Source organism: Dorea sp. YH-dor226 (assembly GCF_039832105.1).
In the GTDB taxonomy this organism is placed as follows: domain Bacteria; phylum Bacillota; class Clostridia; order Lachnospirales; family Lachnospiraceae; genus Dorea_A.
Genome location: NZ_JBDOHS010000008.1, coordinates 62,559 through 80,644, shown reverse-complemented (window position 1 = coordinate 80,644; position 18,086 = coordinate 62,559). Strand labels below are relative to the sequence as shown.

Here is an 18,086-nt window from a genome sequence, read left to right as displayed (position 1 = left end):
ATGAATAATCAGGAAAAACAGCCTCTCGTTCAGGTAAAAGATTTGTGTAAATATTTTCAGGTAGGCAGACATGCAACACTGAAAGCTGTTGATGGTGTGACTTTTGATATCTATAAAGGTGAGACTGTAAGTCTCGTTGGTGAGTCAGGATGTGGTAAATCAACGACAGGACGCTGTATCATCCGTCTGTATGATCCGACCAAGGGGCAGGTGATCTATGATGGAAAAGATATCACAAAATTAACACGTGAAGAGAAAAAACAATTTACAACAAAAGTGCAGATGATCTTCCAGAATCCATATGCTTCTCTGAATCCACGTATGACGGTAAAAGAAATCGTAGGTGAAGGTCTGAAGTATCAGGGAGTACCTGCAAAAGATATCGAGAAAAAAGTACAAGAACTTCTGGAAACGGTAGGTCTGAATAAAGATCATATGTCACGTTTCCCTCACGAGTTCTCTGGTGGACAGAGACAGCGTATCGGTATTGCCCGTGCTCTGGCTGTAGATCCGGAATTCATCATTTGTGATGAGCCGATCTCTGCTCTGGACGTGTCTATTCAGGCACAGGTTATTAACATGCTGAAAGAACTGCAGGATACGATGGGACTGACATACCTGTTCATAGCCCATGACCTGAGTGTTGTAAAATACATCTCTGACCGTGTGGTAGTTATGTATCTTGGAACGATCGTAGAGACCGCGGAGACGGAAGAGTTATACTCCAATCCGACACATCCGTATACACAGGCTCTGCTGTCCGCAATTCCGGAGGCAGATCCGGACAAGGCAAAGAGCAATGTTCGTATCCCGATCAAGGGAGAGATTCCGAGTCCGATAAATCCAAAGGACTGCTGCCGATTTGCAGAAAGATGTCAGTATGCGACAGAACGGTGCTTCAACGAGATGCCGAAGCTGCATGAGATCGCACCGGGTCATGTGGTTGCATGCCATCTGACAGAAGGAGATCAGTTGAAATAAGTACTTAAAAAAAGAATAAAAGTTATTGGATCGTAATGACCAGATGAAAGAGCTGCTGTAAAACGAGAATCGTTTTGCGGCAGCTTTTTAAGGTTCCGGTCTTAGTGTTTCAGGAATATTCTTCTGATCATGTTATTAAAATGATAATAACAGACGTAAACCGGTAAGGAGAGGAATATGGTAAGGATTCTGGCGGTACTCATAAGTCTGATGCTGTGTATACAGCCCGTATATGCGACATCAGCAAGAGAGGATGAAAATGACGGCCAGACAGCGGAGGAACAACAGAAAACAGAACAGCAGGAAGCAGGACTTCAGATCACTGCTCCTTCTGCAATCCTGATGGAGGCTTCGACCGGTCAGGTGATCTATGAAAAGAATCCGGATGAGCAGCTTCCGCCTGCAAGTGTGACGAAGGTCATGACGCTCCTTTTAATCTTTGATGCACTGGAGTCAGGACAGATCGGGCTCGAGGATGAGGTGACTACCTCGGAATATGCCGCGTCTATGGGAGGTTCACAGGTGTTTCTGGAGCCTGGAGAGACGCAGACGGTTGAAACCATGATCAAATGTATCTCTGTTGCAAGTGCCAATGATGCCTGTGTGGCGATGGCGGAATATATCTGCGGAAATGAAGAAGAATTCGTTGCGCAGATGAATCGGCGTGCCGGGGAGCTTGGAATGGAGAATACACATTTTGTCAACTGTAACGGGCTGGATACGGATGGACATCTTACCACGGCGAGAGATATTGCACTGATGTCCCGGGAGCTTATCATTACATATCCTCAGATCTATGATTATTGTAAGATATGGATGGAGAATATTACGCATACTACAAAAAAAGGAACTTCGGAATTCGGGCTCACTAACACAAATAAGCTGATTCGCCAGTATGAATATGCCACCGGACTGAAGACGGGGTCTACCGGCAAAGCGAAATTCTGTGTTTCTGCAACGGCCAGAAAGGATGGTATAGATCTGATCGCAGTAATTATGGCGGCTCCGGACAGCAAAACACGGGTAAAAGATGCCATTACACTTTTGAATCACGGGTTTGGGAAATGTCAATGTTATGAAGAAAAAGAGGTATTGCCCATAGAACCGGTCAAAGTGTCAAAGGGAGTGGAAAAGACCGTGAATGTCAGGCAGGAGAAAGTGTTTTCCTATGTAGATACAACGGGAGCGAACTTAAGTCAGATCGAGCGGAAAGCAGAAGTGAAGGAACCGGTAAGAGCGCCGGTGAAAAAAGGACAGAAGGTGGGTGAAGTCGGATATTATCTTGAAGAACAGAAGATTGGAAGTGTGGATATTGTTGCGGAAGAGACTGTTGAGAAAATGAATTATCAAAGCGCGGTGAGTGATACGCTGGAAGAATTTCTGCTGTAACAGAAGATATGTAATAAAACAGGGATTGTCGAAGATGTACGCCTGTACATGGAAACAATTCCTGTTTTCTTTTCTCTGATTGCAAATTCTTTCGAATAATTATATAATGATGCAAGACGAAAAGGAGAGAAACATTTGAAGATTATACTTGGCATTTTAATTATAATGATTGTACTTGTTCTGCTGGAAAATCTCAGAGAACTTCGGAATTTTAAAACTACATTTTATCAGATCTCATCACCAAAGCTTGCAAAGTTACAGGAAGATAAACGTGTATTATTCCTGAGTGATCTTCATAATCGAAGCTATGGAAAAGATAATGAGAAATTGCTGGAGGAGATTGAAAGACTTCACCCGGACGGTATTCTGATCGGAGGTGATATGCTGGTCAGAAAGGATGGGAATTCGTATGAAGGGACGCTGGCTTTTCTTGCAAAGCTTCCGGATATCTGTCCGGTCTATTATGCCAATGGCAATCATGAGCAGAAGTTAAAAGAACTTCCGGAACAATACGAGCAATCGTATGAGACATATAAGGATCAGCTTGTGAAAGCAGGGATTCATTTTCTGGAAAATGAGTCGTCTGTATGGGAGCTGGGGGATGTCAGGATCGTGATTACAGGGCTTGAGATCCCTCTTTCGGGGTACAGACATTTGGGGTCAGGGAAACTTCCGGTATCTGTCATCACTGAGCTGGTAGGGAGAGCGGGAGCAGGATATCAGATCCTTCTTGCGCATAATCCGGATTATGTAAAAGAATATCAGTCCTGGGGTGCGGACCTGATTCTCTGTGGCCATTATCATGGAGGTGTGGCCAGGATTCCGGGAATCGGCGGAGTCATTGCACCAAATTTCAGGTTATTTCCGCGATATTCCGGAGATATCTATCGGGAGGAAGATACAGTTACGGTTGTGAGCAGAGGACTTGGGACGCATTCTGTGCCGATTCGGATCCTGAATCCGCCGGAATTGATCGTGCTGGAGTTTTCCGGCGATAATGCTTGAGTAATGAAGAAAAATCCTGTATAATAGTAAAGTTATTATGACAGAGTATCACGTCCATGTCTGACAGGGACATTAGATAGAAGATAGATGGAAAATGAGGAAAATCAATGGGAATTCCGGTAAAACTTCAGGTGTTTGAAGGTCCTCTGGACCTGCTCCTGCATCTGATTGATAAAAATAAAATTGATATATACGATATCCCGATCGTGGAGATTACAAATCAATATATGGAATATATTAAGGCCATGGAGGAAGAGGATCTGAATATTATGAGTGAATTCCTTGTCATGGCAGCTACGCTTCTGGATATCAAGTGCCGGATGCTTCTTCCGAAGGAAGTAAATGAAGAAGGAGAAGAAGAGGATCCGAGACAGGAACTGGTGGAACAGCTCCTGGAGTATAAGATGTATAAGTATATGTCCTATGAACTGAAAGACCGGGAGATGGACGGAGAACAGGTGATGTACAAGAATCCGACGATCCCGGAAGAGGTGCGGGAATATGAAGAACCTGTGAATATGGATGCGCTTCTTGGCGATCTTACGCTGGCAAAGCTGAACCGCATCTTTCAGGATGTGATGAAGCGTCAGGTTGATAAGGTGGATCCGGTCCGCAGTAAGTTTGGAAAGATTGAAAAGGAAGAGGTGACACTTCCGGACAAGCTTTCTTATGTGACTGCGTATGCAAGAGAGCACAAAAAGTTTGATTTTCGGGAACTTTTATCCAGTCAGAGTTCAAGAACGCAGGTGGTGGTTACATTTCTGGCGATTCTGCAGCTGATGAAGGAAGGCGTAATCTATATTGAGCAGAATCAGCCATTTGATGAGATTACCATAACATCCAGAGTGGATGGCGATAACGGGGAAAGGTAGAATGGAAGAATTGGAGATTAGTAAATTAGAAGGTGTAATTGAAGCAATTTTATTTACCATGGGAGAATCTGTGGAGTTAAGTAAAATTGCATCTGCAATAGAACATGATGAGGCTACAACACGCAAGATCATACATCAGATGATGGACAAATATGACGCTCAGGACAGAGGTGTTCGGATCATTGAACTGGATAATTCTTTTCAGATGTGTACCAAAAAAGAAATGTATGAGTATCTGATCCGGGTGGCAAAGCAACCGAAAAGATATGTGCTTACAGATGTCCTGCTTGAGACGCTTGCGATCATCGCATACAAACAGCCGGTGACAAAGCTGGAGATTGAGAAGATCCGTGGAGTGAAGTCTGATCATGCGGTTAATAAACTGGTAGAATACAACCTTGTCTGTGAGCGTGGAAGAATGGATGCACCTGGAAAGCCGATTCTTTTCGGGACGACAGAAGAGTTCCTGCGAAGATTCAGTGTGCAGTCACTGGAAGAACTTCCAAGCCTGAATCCGGAACAGGTGGAAAGTTTTAAAGAAGAAGCAGAGGAGGAAGTGCAGCTTCGGCTGGACATCTGAGAATACCGGCATAGAAGTGCCGGAATACACATATATTACATTAACATGGTGATATATGGTGTGTGGAATGAAAAAGATACGTATATGGCAGAGTCTGATCCTGATGGTTGTACTATTCTGGTTATCCGTGCTGCCTCTTTGTGCAGAAGAGAGCGGAGAACAGAAGACAGGGGACATGCCGGAGAACCTGTACGCCCGGTCGGCTGTATTGATGGATGCCGACAGTGGGCGTGTTTTGTTTGGAAAAGAAGAAGACGTCATAAGACCGATGGCGAGTACGACAAAGATTATGACCTGCATTCTTGCGCTGGAGCAGATGGAAGATGGACAGACGGTGACCGCATCAGAATATGCGGCCGGACAGCCCAAAGTGAAGCTTGGGGTGCAGGATGGAGAAGAATTTTATCTCACAGATCTGCTGTATTCTCTGATGCTGGAGTCTCATAATGACACTGCGGTGGTCATCGCAGAGGGAATCGCCGGAACATCAGAGGCCTTTGTTGACATGATGAATCAGAAGGCAAAAGAGATAGGATGTGACCACACTTATTTTGTAACACCAAATGGTCTGGACGGAGAAGATGATGGAGGAACGCATTCGACGACTGCCAGGGATCTTGCGAGGATCATGAGATATTGTATCATGGAATCTCCAGCAAAAGAGGAGTTTCTGGAGATCACCGCGACCAGATTCTATCAGTTTCAGAATGTTGAGCAGAGTCGTTCATTTTCCTGTAATAACCACAATGCATTTCTGGATATGATGGATGGGGCTTTGACCGGAAAGACCGGATTTACCGGAGAAGCAGGGTATTGTTATGTGGGTGCCTTAAGAAAAGATGACCGTACATTTATCGTTGCGCTTCTGGCGTGCGGATGGCCGGATCATAAAGGGTATAAATGGGCAGATACCAGAAAGCTTATGGAATATGGAATCGAACACTATCATTATCAGAATGTATGGAAGGAACTGTCGCTTCCAAAGTTATCTGTGTCCGGTGCCGTATCGGATCAGAATCCATATACAGATTGTGTCGGGGTGTCGCTGGAGTTTGAAGAAAAGGGCGGAAGTCTCAGAATACTACTCGGCGAGGGAGAAAGCATCCGGACAGAAAAACAGATTACTCAGGAACTGGAAGCGCCTGTAAAAGCAGGGAAGAAAGTGGGAAGCGTAAGCTATTACCTTGAAGAACGGGAAATAGGTGTGTTTTCGGTTGTAACGTCAGAAACGGTGGAAAAACGGGATCTGAAGTGGTGCCTGTCATGGCTTGTGAAAAAGCTGTGCCTCTGATGGAAAGAAGGACGGCGGTTGATTTTCAGGGGTGATGCTTTTATAATAAAGAAAATGTGTCAATATACAAAAGGAGACGAAAGCAAATGTCTATCGAAAGAGTAAGAGAATATTTCAGACAATATGGAATGGAAGAAAGGGTAAGAGAAGAAGAGCATTCCAGTGCAACGGTTGAGGAAGCGGCAGAGGCGCTGGGATGCGAACCACAGCGTATAGCAAAGACATTGTCTTTCTACATGGGAGAATCAGCAATTCTGATCGTGACGGCGGGGGATCGAAAGATTGATAATAAAAAGTATCGAAAGTATTTTGGATGTAAAGCACATATGCTGAAGTTCGAAGATGTCGAACCGATGATCGGACATGCGGTAGGCGGTGTGTGCCCGTTTGGAATTCACGAAGGCATAGATGTATATCTGGATGAATCGCTGAAACGATTTGAAACGGTGTTTCCGGCGGCAGGAAGCGGTAACAGTATGATTGAACTTACGATACCGGAGCTGGAAAAGTACAGCCGTTCTAAAGCCTGGATCGATGTGTGCAGAGAATTATAAGAGGGTCAGGCATGGAGATCAGTATGTGAAAGGAAGAAGCTTTGACGGAGGATATTATTTATGAAGACAAAATGGTGGCATGATAAAGTTGCGTATCAGATCTATCCCAAGAGTTTTAAAGACAGCAATGGTGACGGAATAGGAGACCTGCGGGGGATTATTGAAAAACTGGATTACCTGGAAAGTCTGGGAATTGATCTGCTGTGGCTGTCTCCCATCTATCAGTCTCCTTTTGTAGATCAGGGATATGATATATCCGATTATTATAAGATTGCAGAAGAATTCGGGACTATGGAAGAATTCGATGAACTGCTGGAAAAGGCAAAAGAGCATCATATTCAGATCGTAATGGATCTGGTGATCAACCATTGTTCAGACAAGCATGAGTGGTTTCAGGAGGCACTTAAGGATCCGGAAGGGAAATATGCAGATTACTTTTATTTTGTAAAAGGAAAAAATGGGAATCCGCCGAACAATTACCGGTCTTATTTCGGAGGAAGTGCGTGGGAACAGGTGCCGGGAACGGACAAGTATTACCTGCATATGTTTGCAAAAGAGCAGCCGGATCTGAACTGGGAAAATCCCAGAGTCCGCCAGGAACTTTTTGAGATGGTAAACTGGTGGCTGGATAAGGGAATTGCAGGATTTCGGATTGATGCGATCATTAATATTAAGAAAAATCTTACATTTCCGGATTGTGAACCAGACGGACCGGACGGATTAAGATCCTGCGTTCATATGGTAGAAGAAGCAGAGGGAATCGGCGAGTTTCTGGGTGAGTTAAAGCAAAAGACCTTTGCAAAGTACGATGCATTTACGGTAGGAGAAGTCTTTAATATGAAAGAATCTGAGCTTGAGCAGTTTGCAGGAGATGATGGGTACTTTTCTACCATGTTTGATTTTGCGCCGCATATTCTGACAGAAGGTGAAAAAGGGTGGTATGATGCGAAGGAGGCTGAATTCACGGAGTGGAAAAAGACGATCATAGATTCTCAGCTGAGGTGCCAGGGAAAGGCATTCCTCGCCAATATCATTGAAAATCATGATGAACCAAGAGGAGCGAGCCGTTATCTTCCGGAACATGCAAAAACACCGGACGGAGCAAAAATGCTTGGCACCATAAGTATTCTCCTTCGTGGAATTCCGTTTATCTATCAGGGGCAGGAGATTGGAATGGTCAACTGCCGGATGAGCGATGTGAACGAATATGATGATATTGATACTTATCATCAGTATCAGGCAGCGCTGGATGCCGGCTGCAGCAAAGAGGAGGCATTGGAGGCGTGCTGCCGCCACAGCCGTGATAATGCGAGAACTCCGATGCAGTGGGATGACAGTGTATCCGCAGGGTTCACGGATGGGACACCCTGGATTAAAGTGAATGAAAATTGTCGGGAGATCAATGTGGCATCTCAGGAAAAGGATCCGAATTCTGTGCTGAATTATTATCGAAAACTGATTCGCCTGAAAAAAGATCCGAAGTGGCGTGAGGTATTCGCACAGGGAGAATTCATTCCGTTTCTGGAAAAGGATGAACAGATATTTGCGTTTGCCAGACGTGCAGAGACATCGCAGGCTGTGGTTCTTGCAAACTTCGGAACCCGGGAGCAGACGGTGGATCTAAAGCGGGAACTTGGGACTGCGGCAGATCAGATGCTTCTTGCTAATACGGAACGGAAGCTGGAAATTGGAGAGACGAAGGTTACGTTACATCCATGTGATGTGGTTGTACTCAGTGTGAAGTAATTACAGAACAGAAATATTGTTTAAATATACACAGAAATACTGACAGGGATCGATGTGAAAAATATGGAATGCTTCTATATTTTTTGTATCGATCCCTGTTGACGGTAATGGGGAAATTGTGGTATTTTAATGATATCTTATAAGAAGTCATGCAGTATTCCTGCTTACAGATCTGTAAAAGAATTTCCAAAGGTAGAAACATTTTTTGATTGACATTTAGAGCGAAGTATAATACTATATTAATCAGAAAGCGAACACTCGTTCGATGTGCGAAAAAGGAGAAGTAATCATGGTAAATGAGAATAAAAAACGCGCGCTTGATGCTGCGATTGCAAAATTAGAGAAGGATTATGGAAAAGGAACCGTCATGCGTCTGGGCGATCCATCTGCACAGGTTGCAGTTGAGACGATTCCAACCGGTTCTCTGAGTCTGGATCTGGCTCTTGGACTTGGGGGAGTTCCCAAGGGACGTATTGTTGAAATATATGGACCGGAATCCAGTGGTAAGACAACGGTTGCACTCCATATGATCGCTGAAGTACAGAAAAGAGGCGGGATCGCCGGATTTATTGATGCAGAGCATGCGCTGGATCCGGTCTATGCGAAGAATATCGGTGTGGATATTGATGAATTATATATTTCTCAGCCGGACAGTGGTGATCAGGCTCTGGAGATTACCGAGACGATGGTAAGATCCGGTGCCATGGATATCATTGTTATTGACTCGGTTGCTGCACTTGTACCAAAGCAGGAGATTGAAGGCGATATGGGAGACAGTCATGTGGGACTTCAGGCAAGACTGATGTCTCAGGCGCTTCGTAAGCTTACTCCGGTGATCAGCAAGTCCAATTGTGTGGTTATATTTATCAATCAGCTGCGTGAAAAAGTCGGAGTAATGTTCGGTAATCCGGAGACAACGACAGGCGGACGTGCACTGAAATTCTATGCTTCTGTTCGTATGGATGTCAGAAGGATTGAGACATTGAAGCAGAATGGAGAGATGATTGGAAACAGAACCCGTGTGAAGATTGTTAAGAATAAGATTGCGCCTCCATTTAAGGAAGCAGAATTTGATATCATGTTCGGAAAGGGGATTTCTCAGGAAGGAGATATTCTGGATCTTGCCGTAAACTGTAATTTGGTAAGCAAGAGCGGATCCTGGTTTGCGTATAACGGAGATAAGATCGGTCAGGGACGGGAGAATGCAAAGATCTATCTTTCTGAACATCCGGAGATTATGGAGGAACTGGAGAAAAAGATCCGGATACATTACCATATCGGAGAAGAGCCTGAAGAAACGACGGAAGAAAAACCTGCTTCAGCAAAATCAACTTCGAAAAAAGCTGCGGCTGTAAAAGAGGAAGAATAGATATGACGGTTACCAGTATTGAACCGGCATCGAAGACAAGATATAAAGTGTATGTAGACGGACAGTTCGCTTTTACGTTATATAAAAGCGAACTGTCTCACTATCATATAGCAGTTGATGCCATTTTGGAAGAAGAGACCTATGGTGTACTGAGAAAAGAATCTGTAAAAAGGGCAAAATTAAAAGCGATGCATCTGTTGACAGATATGGGAAGAACAGAGGTGCAGCTGAGAACAAAGCTTAGTCAGAACGGATATCCGGAGGATATTGTGGATGAGGCCATGGAATACGTAAAGTCTTTCGGGTATATCAATGACAGAGAGTATGCGAGAAATTTTGTGGAGTATCGTAAAGATAAAAAGAGCAGAAAAGAAATATACGCACTGCTTTGCGGAAAAGGTCTGGACGCAGAACTGATTGAAGAAGCACTGGACGAGTGCTATCACAAAGAGGATTCCAGATGTGCGATAGAGACACTTCTGAGAAAAAAAGGTTATGATCCAAAGACTGCCGGACGGGAAAAAAGGCAGAAAATGATGGCATATCTGGTGCGAAAAGGCTTTTCCTACGAAGAGGTACACAATATAGTGTAAGTTTCTGACGGAGTGCTTGACATATTTGTGAAAAAAGTATAAAATTTAAGTGTTGTATTTGTACAATGAAAACTAAATAAGGAGGTGCTCCTGTGCCGATGGGAATATGGATTGCTGTGGCAATCGTGCTTATCATCGCAGCGGCAGTTATCAGCCATTTTGTAACGGTCTCTAATCTGAAGAAAAATGCGGAGTCAAAGATTGGCAACGCAGAAAGCAAAGCGAGACAGATCATAGACGATGCAGTAAAGACGGCTGAGGCCAAAAAGAAGGAGTCTCTTTTGGAAATTAAAGAAGAGTCTATCAAAAACAAGAATGAACTTGAAAAGGAGACGAAAGAACGCAGATCGGAATTGCAGCGTTACGAAAAGCGTGTACTTTCCAAAGAAGAGGCTTTAGACAAAAAGGCAGATGCTATCGAGAAGCGGGAAGCAGGATTTGCAGCGAAAGAAGAACAGCTTAGACAGCGCGAAGCGAAAGTGGAAGAGCTGGGCAAGCAAAGAGTACAGGAACTAGAAAGAATCTCAGGACTTACCTCCGAACAAGCAAAAGAATATTTGTTAAAAACTGTTGAAGAAGATGTTAAGCATGATACTGCGAAGATGATTAAAGAATTGGAAGCGCAGGCAAAGGAAGAAGCAGATAAAAAGGCAAAGGAATATGTCGTTACTGCTATCCAGAGATGTGCGGCAGATCATGTTGCGGAAACTACAATTTCGGTTGTACAGCTTCCAAGTGATGAAATGAAAGGAAGAATTATTGGACGTGAAGGACGTAACATTCGTACATTAGAAACATTAACAGGTGTTGAACTGATTATCGATGATACTCCGGAAGCCGTCGTATTGTCAGGCTTTGATCCAATAAGAAGAGAAGTCGCCAGAATTGCGCTTGAGAAACTGATCGTTGACGGACGTATTCATCCGGCAAGGATTGAAGAGATGGTTGAAAAGGCGCAAAAAGAAGTAGATGCCATGATCAGGGAAGAAGGAGAAGCAGCAGCTCTGGAAGTGGGAGTTCACGGTATTCATCCGGAACTTATCAGACTTCTTGGACGTATGAAGTTCAGAACCAGCTACGGACAGAATGCGCTCAGACATTCTGTTGAGGTTGCTCAACTTTCAGGTCTTTTAGCGGGCGAGATCGGACTTGATGTCAGAATCGCCAAACGTGCAGGTCTTCTGCATGATATAGGAAAATCTATTGATCATGATGTCGAAGGTTCTCACATTCAGATCGGTGTGGACCTTTGCAGAAAATATAAGGAGTCAGCAACCGTTATTAATGCGGTTGAGGCTCATCACGGCGACGTAGAACCAGAAACTCTGATTGCATGTGTGGTTCAGGCAGCGGATACGATCTCTGCGGCAAGACCAGGTGCAAGAAGAGAAACATTAGAAACATATACAAACAGGTTAAAACAATTAGAAGATATCACCAACCAGTTTAAGGGTGTTGATAAATCTTTTGCAATTCAGGCAGGTAGAGAGATTCGCGTTATGGTAGTTCCAGAACAGGTATCTGACGCAGACATGGTATTAATGGCCAGAGATATCGCTAAACAGATTGAGTATGAGTTAGAATATCCAGGACAGATTAAGGTCAATGTAATCCGTGAGTCACGAGTTACGGACTATGCCAAGTAGAAGATAAATGAAGGGGAAGTTTCGCATAATAACGGAAGGTTATGAGCGGAGCTTCCCTGTTTTTACTCTATGGGGAATTTTGTCCCCAAAAGACGATAATTGTTCGTTGATGCGAGGAGATGTGAAAAAGCAGGAGGTAAGAAATATGGGTGATGAGGTAAAGAGAATAGGCAGAGAACTGGCGTATAAGGGAGTTATCCTGAATGTATACAAAGATCATATGAGCTTTGCCAATGGCAATACAGCAGAATGGGATTTTATCCATCATGATGGTGCGGCGGCCGTTGTGCCGGTGTTAGATGACGGAAGAATCCTGATGGTAAGACAATATCGTAATGCATTAGAGAGAATGACACTTGAGATTCCGGCGGGAAAACTGGATGATCCGAAAGAAGCCGGGATCGTATGTGCAACGAGGGAACTGGAAGAAGAGACCGGTTATCGGTCGGATGATCTGGAGTGGCTGGTGACATTACGTACAACAGTAGCTTTCTGTGATGAAAAGATTGATATCTATGTTGCAAAAAATCTGATTCCTTCAAAACAGCATCTGGATGAAGATGAATATGTGGATGTAAAAGCGTATACACTGCAGGAATTAAAAGAGATGATCTTTACAGGCAGGATTGAGGATTCCAAAACTATGGCTGCAATACTGGCATATGAATCCAAATATCTGATACAAAAATAGAATATATGAAAATGCCCGGCATATAATGAAGTATCTTGGCAAAGGGAGGAATATTTGTGAAGATACCGGAAAACAAAAAGTATTGTGTTATGTTTTCTATGCTGGGCTTTTTTTCTGGGATTCTGTATGGGAACCTTGTATCAAAGAACTATATCATGAGCATGGGAATCTTTAATGCGTTTTTTTTGGAACAATATCGTCAGACGGATATCAGGACAACAGAGTATGTCTGGTATATTATCAGAATCAGACTGATGCCGCTTCCTGTACTGATCATTAGTGGAACAACAAAGGTACGCAAGGTGGTTGTGTACGCTTTTCTACTCTGGACATGCTTTCTTGGCGGTATACTACTTACATCGGCTGTCATGAAGATGGGCGTAAAAGGATTAATATTATGTCTGATCGGAATGATACCTCAGGCAGTGTTTTATACAGGAGGTTATCTGATTCTTCTCTGGTATATTCTTGCATATCCGATCAACCGATGGAATATTTCGAAAACGATATGTCTGGCACTGTGTATGCTGCTTGGAATTCTGACAGAATGTTACGTAAATCCCGGAATCATGCAGTTGTTTCTGCAGACACTCTGACAGGTGATCTTGAATACAGGGCATAAAGAGAGACTGACGCATCAGTACTCCTTATTTAAGTAATATCTCAGATAGATGAGGGAAGTACAGAATATGAAAAGCTGGCTTGCCAGAAGTCCCCACAGGTATCCGGAAATTCCAAATGCAGGAATCAGAAAAAAGACACCTGAGATTCGTATTCCCAGACTGAGAGTTTGAATGAGGAAGGATAATGTTGTCTTACCGATTCCATTAATAATGCTGGTCAGGGAAGTGTTGGTATACATAAACGGGCACATCCAGGCAAGCGTAAGAATAAAATCTCCTGCCATGGTACTGTGGAATAAAAAACGGCCGATCCATTTTCCGGATAATAACAGAAAAGCGCAGCATATACTTCCGAGAAAGATGCAGGAGCAGATCACTTTTCTTGTCAGAGAGCGCATCTCGCCTCTGATATTCTGTGTCTGAATCTCAGCAACAGTCGGAAGAAGCATTGTGGATACAGAGTTTGTGATCGCAGAGGGAAATAAGATGCAGGGAAGCGCCATGCCTGTCAATACACCGTAGATACTTAATGCTTTACCGACAGCCATGCCATAGTTCTGCAGGCACAGCGGAATGGATACGGCTTCAATGCTCTGAAGGATGTTAAGAAGAACCCGGCTTCCGGTCAGCGGAAGTGACAGTTTCAGTAATTCATGGCAATGTTCCAGAAAAGAAAACGGATCAGGAAAAAGGGAACTCCTGAAGTGCTGTTTCCTGGAGATGTGCAGCAGACAATACAGAGAAGAAAAGACTTCTCCGGCAATCAGACCGGCTACTGCGATGGATATGCCCGGAGTCAGTCCCTGGCGCGTACTGTACAGATAGATCAGCCAGACACTGGCTATGCGTACTGTCTGTTCAATGAATTGGGAGACTGCCGGAATATAAGTCCGCTTCAGTCCGAGATAGTATCCACAGATGCAGCTGTGAACAGAAGCAAAAGGGAAGGCGTAGGAGAGTATGATAAGCAGATCACAGCATCGTATATCATGCAGAAAAGCCGTAGAGATATCAGCAGCATATCTCTGGATCAAAAAAGTAATCACACAGGATGCACTTACCGTTAGGATCAGACTGGTACCAAGAAGCTCACAGGCTTCTTTTTTTCTGCCTTCTGCAATATATTTTGCAGTACATCTGGAGAGCGCAAGTTCAATACCGGCACATGTGAGGGAAAAGCAGAGTGCATAGATTGGAAATACAAGCTGATACAGCCCGACATTTTCTTCGCCGAATGTGTGGCTTAAAAACATGCGATAAAAAAAACCCATGAAACGGGTAATAAAACCAGTGATGGTTAAGATGAAAGTTCCTTTTATAATAGTGTGTGTACGTGACATAACTGCCTCCTGTAAAGATGCCTGTTGTTATATCATATTGCAGATTGGTGCTTGACAGAACATGAAAGCAGTGATATTCTACAAAAGAAAGAAATCCTAGCAAAACACTGGGGATTAAAAGAAGGTGATACGATGAAGCTTTCCACAAAAGGAAGGTATGGACTCAGAGCAATGATCGATCTTGCCAGATACAGCGAAGAGGAACCGGTCTCAATTGGAAGTGTTGCTTTACGGCAGAATATTTCAGAAAGATATCTGGAACAATTGTTTGCGCTGTTAAAAAAGGCAGATCTGGTGAAGAGTATCCGTGGAGCATCGGGAGGATATGTTCTTGCAAAAAAAGCAGAAGAGATATCGGTCGGTGATATATTACGGGCGCTGGAAGGGAGCCTGGAACCGGTAAAATGTGCAGCGTTTTATTCGGAAGAAGGATGTATGGCCTCCGACGGATGTGTAACAAAGTATGTATGGCAGAAGATCAATGACAGTATCAATCAGACGGTCAATGAGATCATGCTGGACGAACTGGTACGGGAGAGCAGGGATCTGAATCCGGAAGGCGAATGTACCAGTCATAAATGTAATCAATAATGAATGCTAAGGGACAACGGAGGAAAAAAGAATGAGCAGATTATTATATTTGGACAATGCAGCAACAACGAAAACAGCACCGGAAGTAGTAGAGGCAATGCTTCCGTATTTTACAGAAAAATTCGGTAATCCATCTACCGTATACAGTTTTGCGGCCGGGAATAAAGAGGCGATCAGCCAGCAGAGAGATATTATTGCACAGACACTGGGAGCAAAGGCAAATGAAATCTATTTTACAGCCGGCGGCTCAGAGTCAGATAACTGGGCGTTAAAAGCAACTGCAGAAGCTTATGGACAGAAGGGAAATCATATTATTACAACCAGGATCGAGCATCATGCAATTCTTCATTCTGCAGAATATCTGGAAAAAAGAGGATTTGAAGTTACTTATCTTGATGTGGATGAGGACGGAAAAGTGAAACTGGATGATCTGAAAGCTGCGATTCGTCCGACGACGATTCTCATCTCAGTCATGTTTGCCAATAACGAGATTGGAACGATTCAGCCGATCAAAGAGATCGGAGAGATTGCGCATGAACATGGCATTCTGTTCCACACAGATGCAGTCCAGGCTTACGGACAGCTTCCGATCAATGTAGATGAATATCATATCGATATGCTGAGTGCCAGCGGACATAAGTTCAATGGCCCGAAGGGAATCGGATTTTTATATATCCGTACCGGCGTTAAGATACGTTCCTTTGTACATGGCGGTGCGCAGGAAAGAAAACGTCGTGCCGGAACAGAAAATGTTCCTGGAATTATCGGAATCGGAACTGCGGCAAAGCGTGCAGCCGAGTCCATGGAAGAAAGAACCGGCAAAGAAAGAGAAGTCAGAGATTATCTGATCGATCGCGTTCTGAATGAGATCCCTTACAGTCGCCTGAACGGACACAGAACAGACCGACTTCCAAACAATGCAAACTTCAGTTTCCGGTTTGTGGAAGGAGAATCGTTGCTGATTAAACTGGATATGAAAGGAATCTGTGCATCCAGTGGTTCTGCATGTACTTCGGGATCTCTGGATCCGTCCCATGTGCTCCTGGCGATCGGTCTTCCTCATGAGATCGCACACGGATCATTGCGTCTGACTCTGAATGAAGAGATCAGCAGAGAAGATATTGATTATGTAGTGGATAATCTGAAAGAGATTGTTACACAATTAAGAGAGATGTCTCCTCTTTATGAGGATTTTATCAAAAAAAATCAGAAATAACAGAAATAAAAAAGATAGATACGAAAAGGAGAAAGAATATGTACTCAGAAAAAGTAATGGATCATTTTGAACATCCGAGAAATGTCGGGGAGATAGAGAATCCGAGTGGTGTAGGAACGGTAGGAAATGCCAAATGTGGAGATATTATGAGGATTTATCTGGATATTGATGAAAACCAGATTATACAGGATGTAAAGTTTAAGACATTTGGCTGTGGAGCTGCGGTTGCAACCAGCAGCATGGCAACGGAGATGGTGAAAGGAAAAACTGTTCAGGAGGCTATGCAGGTAACCAATAAGGCGGTTATGGAGGCTCTGGACGGACTTCCGCCGGTGAAGGTACACTGCTCTTTACTTGCAGAAGAGGCAATTCACGCGGCATTATGGGATTATGCTCAGAAGCATGATATTAAAATTGAAGGACTGGAAAAGCCAAAGTCAGATATTCATGAAGGTGAAGAAGAGGAAGAAGAAGAATATTAAAGTCGGAGAACTGTGATGGAGAAAAAGAAAGTTGTAGTCGGCATGTCGGGAGGCGTAGATTCTTCAGTTGCCGCATATTTGCTGAAAGAGCAGGGATATGACGTGATCGGAGTGACGATGCAGATCTGGCAGGATGAAGAGGAGATCGTGCAGGAAGAACAGGGAGGATGCTGTGGAATTTCAGCAGTTGAAGATGCAAGAAGAGTGGCTGCGTCTCTTAATATTCCATATTATGTCATGAATTTTAAGCAGGAATTCAAGACACATGTGATTGACTATTTTATGAATGACTATCTTCATGGAAGAACACCGAATCCCTGTATTGCCTGCAACCGGTATGTGAAATGGGAAGCGTTATTAAAACGCAGCATGGATATCGGTGCAGATTATATTGCAACCGGACATTATGCGAGAATTGACCGGCTTGCGAATGGCCGGTACGCAATTCGCACATCGGCGGCAAACGGAAAAGATCAGACTTACGCATTGTACAATCTGACGCAGGATCAGCTTGCACATACACTTATGCCGGTGGGAGAATATGAGAAAGATCAGGTTCGTGTCATTGCGCAGAAGATCGGGCTTCGTGTGGCGAACAAGCCGGACAGCCAGGATATCTGTTTCGTACCGGATGGAGATTATGCTTCTTATATTGAAGAAAATGTAGATGCAGATACAGGAAAGCGTCTGCGTCCGGGCAACTTTGTTCTGGCAGACGGAACTGTTGTAGGAAAGCATAAGGGAATCATTCATTATACAGTTGGACAGAGAAAAGGACTGGGACTTTCTCTTGGACATCCGGTGTTTGTATTGGAGATCCGTCCGGATACGAATGAGGTGGTTGTAGGAACAAATGAGGAATCGATGTCATATTATGTGAGAGCCAACCAGGTAAATTTCATGTCAGTAGAAGATCTGACAGAGAAAAAACGTGTGTGGGCAAAAATTCGCTATAACCACAGAGGTGCATGGTGTACCGTTGAGAAGACCGATGAAGACGAGATATTGTGTACATTTGATGAACCGCAGAGAGCAATCACACCCGGACAGGCAGTTGTGCTGTATGATGGAGAGTATGTTCTGGGTGGAGGAACAATTATAGGAGACAAGTAATATT

The 18,086-nt window shown here is 43.8% G+C and carries 18 protein-coding genes; 17 read left to right on the top strand and 1 reads right to left on the bottom strand.

All coding sequences use genetic code 11. From position 1 onward, the window contains the following. From ABE547_RS08655 to ABE547_RS08595, 13 genes are all read left to right on the top strand, one after another. The gene (locus ABE547_RS08655; protein WP_347378403.1) at positions 1-981 is read left to right on the top strand and encodes an ABC transporter ATP-binding protein; all 981 of its coding nucleotides are present in this window, start codon (positions 1-3) and stop codon (positions 979-981) included. A 177-nt stretch (positions 982-1,158) separates the two neighbouring features. Then, positions 1,159-2,370, top strand: coding sequence for a D-alanyl-D-alanine carboxypeptidase family protein (locus ABE547_RS08650; protein WP_347378402.1), 1,212 nt, complete (start codon positions 1,159-1,161; stop codon positions 2,368-2,370). Positions 2,371-2,505: 135 nt separating this feature from the next. Continuing rightward, positions 2,506-3,375, top strand: a complete 870-nt coding sequence (locus ABE547_RS08645) for a metallophosphoesterase (protein ID WP_347378401.1) — start codon at positions 2,506-2,508, stop codon at positions 3,373-3,375. Between the two features lie 107 nt (positions 3,376-3,482). Continuing rightward, positions 3,483-4,247, top strand: coding sequence for a segregation/condensation protein A (locus ABE547_RS08640; RefSeq protein ID WP_347378400.1), 765 nt, complete (start codon positions 3,483-3,485; stop codon positions 4,245-4,247). Between the two features lies 1 nt (position 4,248). Further along, complete coding sequence (gene scpB / locus ABE547_RS08635; protein ID WP_347378399.1) at positions 4,249-4,827, top strand: SMC-Scp complex subunit ScpB; 579 nt, start codon at positions 4,249-4,251, stop codon at positions 4,825-4,827. Positions 4,828-4,894: 67 nt separating this feature from the next. After that, complete coding sequence (locus tag ABE547_RS08630) at positions 4,895-6,118, top strand: D-alanyl-D-alanine carboxypeptidase family protein (RefSeq protein ID WP_347378398.1); 1,224 nt, start codon at positions 4,895-4,897, stop codon at positions 6,116-6,118. An 86-nt stretch (positions 6,119-6,204) separates the two neighbouring features. Continuing rightward, entirely contained in the window at positions 6,205-6,672 is a 468-nt protein-coding gene (locus ABE547_RS08625; protein WP_347378397.1) for a YbaK/EbsC family protein, read from the top strand. A gap of 60 nt (positions 6,673-6,732) precedes the next feature. After that, positions 6,733-8,418, top strand: coding sequence for an alpha-glucosidase (locus tag ABE547_RS08620; RefSeq protein WP_347378396.1), 1,686 nt, complete (start codon positions 6,733-6,735; stop codon positions 8,416-8,418). A 289-nt stretch (positions 8,419-8,707) separates the two neighbouring features. After that, positions 8,708-9,787, top strand: coding sequence for a recombinase RecA (gene recA, locus ABE547_RS08615; protein WP_347378395.1), 1,080 nt, complete (start codon positions 8,708-8,710; stop codon positions 9,785-9,787). A gap of 2 nt (positions 9,788-9,789) precedes the next feature. Beyond that, complete coding sequence (locus ABE547_RS08610) at positions 9,790-10,380, top strand: regulatory protein RecX (RefSeq protein WP_347378394.1); 591 nt, start codon at positions 9,790-9,792, stop codon at positions 10,378-10,380. Between the two features lie 92 nt (positions 10,381-10,472). Next, positions 10,473-12,026: a ribonuclease Y gene (gene rny, locus ABE547_RS08605; RefSeq protein ID WP_235247786.1), complete on the top strand. Its 1,554-nt coding sequence runs from the start codon at positions 10,473-10,475 to the stop codon at positions 12,024-12,026. A 145-nt stretch (positions 12,027-12,171) separates the two neighbouring features. Continuing rightward, positions 12,172-12,717: an NUDIX hydrolase gene (locus ABE547_RS08600; RefSeq protein ID WP_347378393.1), complete on the top strand. Its 546-nt coding sequence runs from the start codon at positions 12,172-12,174 to the stop codon at positions 12,715-12,717. 56 nt (positions 12,718-12,773) lie between these two features. Next, the gene (locus tag ABE547_RS08595) at positions 12,774-13,313 is read left to right on the top strand and encodes a stage II sporulation protein M (protein ID WP_347378392.1); all 540 of its coding nucleotides are present in this window, start codon (positions 12,774-12,776) and stop codon (positions 13,311-13,313) included. A gap of 41 nt (positions 13,314-13,354) precedes the next feature. Here the strand turns inward: ABE547_RS08595 and ABE547_RS08590 are convergent, their stop codons facing one another. Next, a complete protein-coding gene (locus tag ABE547_RS08590; protein ID WP_347378391.1) occupies positions 13,355-14,680 on the bottom strand; it encodes a polysaccharide biosynthesis protein in 1,326 nt (441 codons plus the stop codon). A gap of 132 nt (positions 14,681-14,812) precedes the next feature. On the opposite strand from ABE547_RS08590, the gene ABE547_RS08585 reads away from it, so the two are divergent. The 4 genes from ABE547_RS08585 to mnmA are packed head-to-tail and all read left to right on the top strand — an operon-like array spanning position 14,813 to position 18,082. Continuing rightward, a complete protein-coding gene (locus ABE547_RS08585) occupies positions 14,813-15,271 on the top strand; it encodes an Rrf2 family transcriptional regulator (RefSeq protein WP_347378455.1) in 459 nt (152 codons plus the stop codon). Between the two features lie 31 nt (positions 15,272-15,302). Then, entirely contained in the window at positions 15,303-16,487 is a 1,185-nt protein-coding gene (gene nifS / locus ABE547_RS08580) for a cysteine desulfurase NifS (RefSeq protein WP_347378390.1), read from the top strand. A gap of 38 nt (positions 16,488-16,525) precedes the next feature. Next, a complete protein-coding gene (nifU, locus tag ABE547_RS08575) occupies positions 16,526-16,969 on the top strand; it encodes a Fe-S cluster assembly scaffold protein NifU (RefSeq protein ID WP_347378389.1) in 444 nt (147 codons plus the stop codon). 15 nt (positions 16,970-16,984) lie between these two features. Beyond that, positions 16,985-18,082, top strand: a complete 1,098-nt coding sequence (mnmA, locus tag ABE547_RS08570; protein WP_347378388.1) for a tRNA 2-thiouridine(34) synthase MnmA — start codon at positions 16,985-16,987, stop codon at positions 18,080-18,082. Positions 18,083-18,086 lie beyond the last annotated feature (4 nt).

What these genes read in the sequence shown, in the direction of transcription:
- ABE547_RS08610 (WP_347378394.1), top strand. Translation starts at nt 9,790, where the DNA reads ATGACGGTTACCAGTATTGAACCGGCATCGAAGACAAGATATAAAGTG.
- ABE547_RS08655 (WP_347378403.1), top strand. Translation starts at nt 1, where the DNA reads ATGAATAATCAGGAAAAACAGCCTCTCGTTCAGGTAAAAGATTTGTGT.
- ABE547_RS08630 (WP_347378398.1), top strand. Translation starts at nt 4,895, where the DNA reads ATGAAAAAGATACGTATATGGCAGAGTCTGATCCTGATGGTTGTACTA.
- nifS (WP_347378390.1), top strand. Translation starts at nt 15,303, where the DNA reads ATGAGCAGATTATTATATTTGGACAATGCAGCAACAACGAAAACAGCA.
- ABE547_RS08640 (WP_347378400.1), top strand. Translation starts at nt 3,483, where the DNA reads ATGGGAATTCCGGTAAAACTTCAGGTGTTTGAAGGTCCTCTGGACCTG.
- ABE547_RS08600 (WP_347378393.1), top strand. Translation starts at nt 12,172, where the DNA reads ATGGGTGATGAGGTAAAGAGAATAGGCAGAGAACTGGCGTATAAGGGA.
- ABE547_RS08620 (WP_347378396.1), top strand. Translation starts at nt 6,733, where the DNA reads ATGAAGACAAAATGGTGGCATGATAAAGTTGCGTATCAGATCTATCCC.
- recA (WP_347378395.1), top strand. Translation starts at nt 8,708, where the DNA reads ATGGTAAATGAGAATAAAAAACGCGCGCTTGATGCTGCGATTGCAAAA.
- ABE547_RS08585 (WP_347378455.1), top strand. Translation starts at nt 14,813, where the DNA reads ATGAAGCTTTCCACAAAAGGAAGGTATGGACTCAGAGCAATGATCGAT.
- ABE547_RS08590 (WP_347378391.1), bottom strand. Translation starts at nt 14,680, where the DNA reads ATGTCACGTACACACACTATTATAAAAGGAACTTTCATCTTAACCATC.
- ABE547_RS08650 (WP_347378402.1), top strand. Translation starts at nt 1,159, where the DNA reads ATGGTAAGGATTCTGGCGGTACTCATAAGTCTGATGCTGTGTATACAG.
- ABE547_RS08625 (WP_347378397.1), top strand. Translation starts at nt 6,205, where the DNA reads ATGTCTATCGAAAGAGTAAGAGAATATTTCAGACAATATGGAATGGAA.
- nifU (WP_347378389.1), top strand. Translation starts at nt 16,526, where the DNA reads ATGTACTCAGAAAAAGTAATGGATCATTTTGAACATCCGAGAAATGTC.
- mnmA (WP_347378388.1), top strand. Translation starts at nt 16,985, where the DNA reads ATGGAGAAAAAGAAAGTTGTAGTCGGCATGTCGGGAGGCGTAGATTCT.
- scpB (WP_347378399.1), top strand. Translation starts at nt 4,249, where the DNA reads ATGGAAGAATTGGAGATTAGTAAATTAGAAGGTGTAATTGAAGCAATT.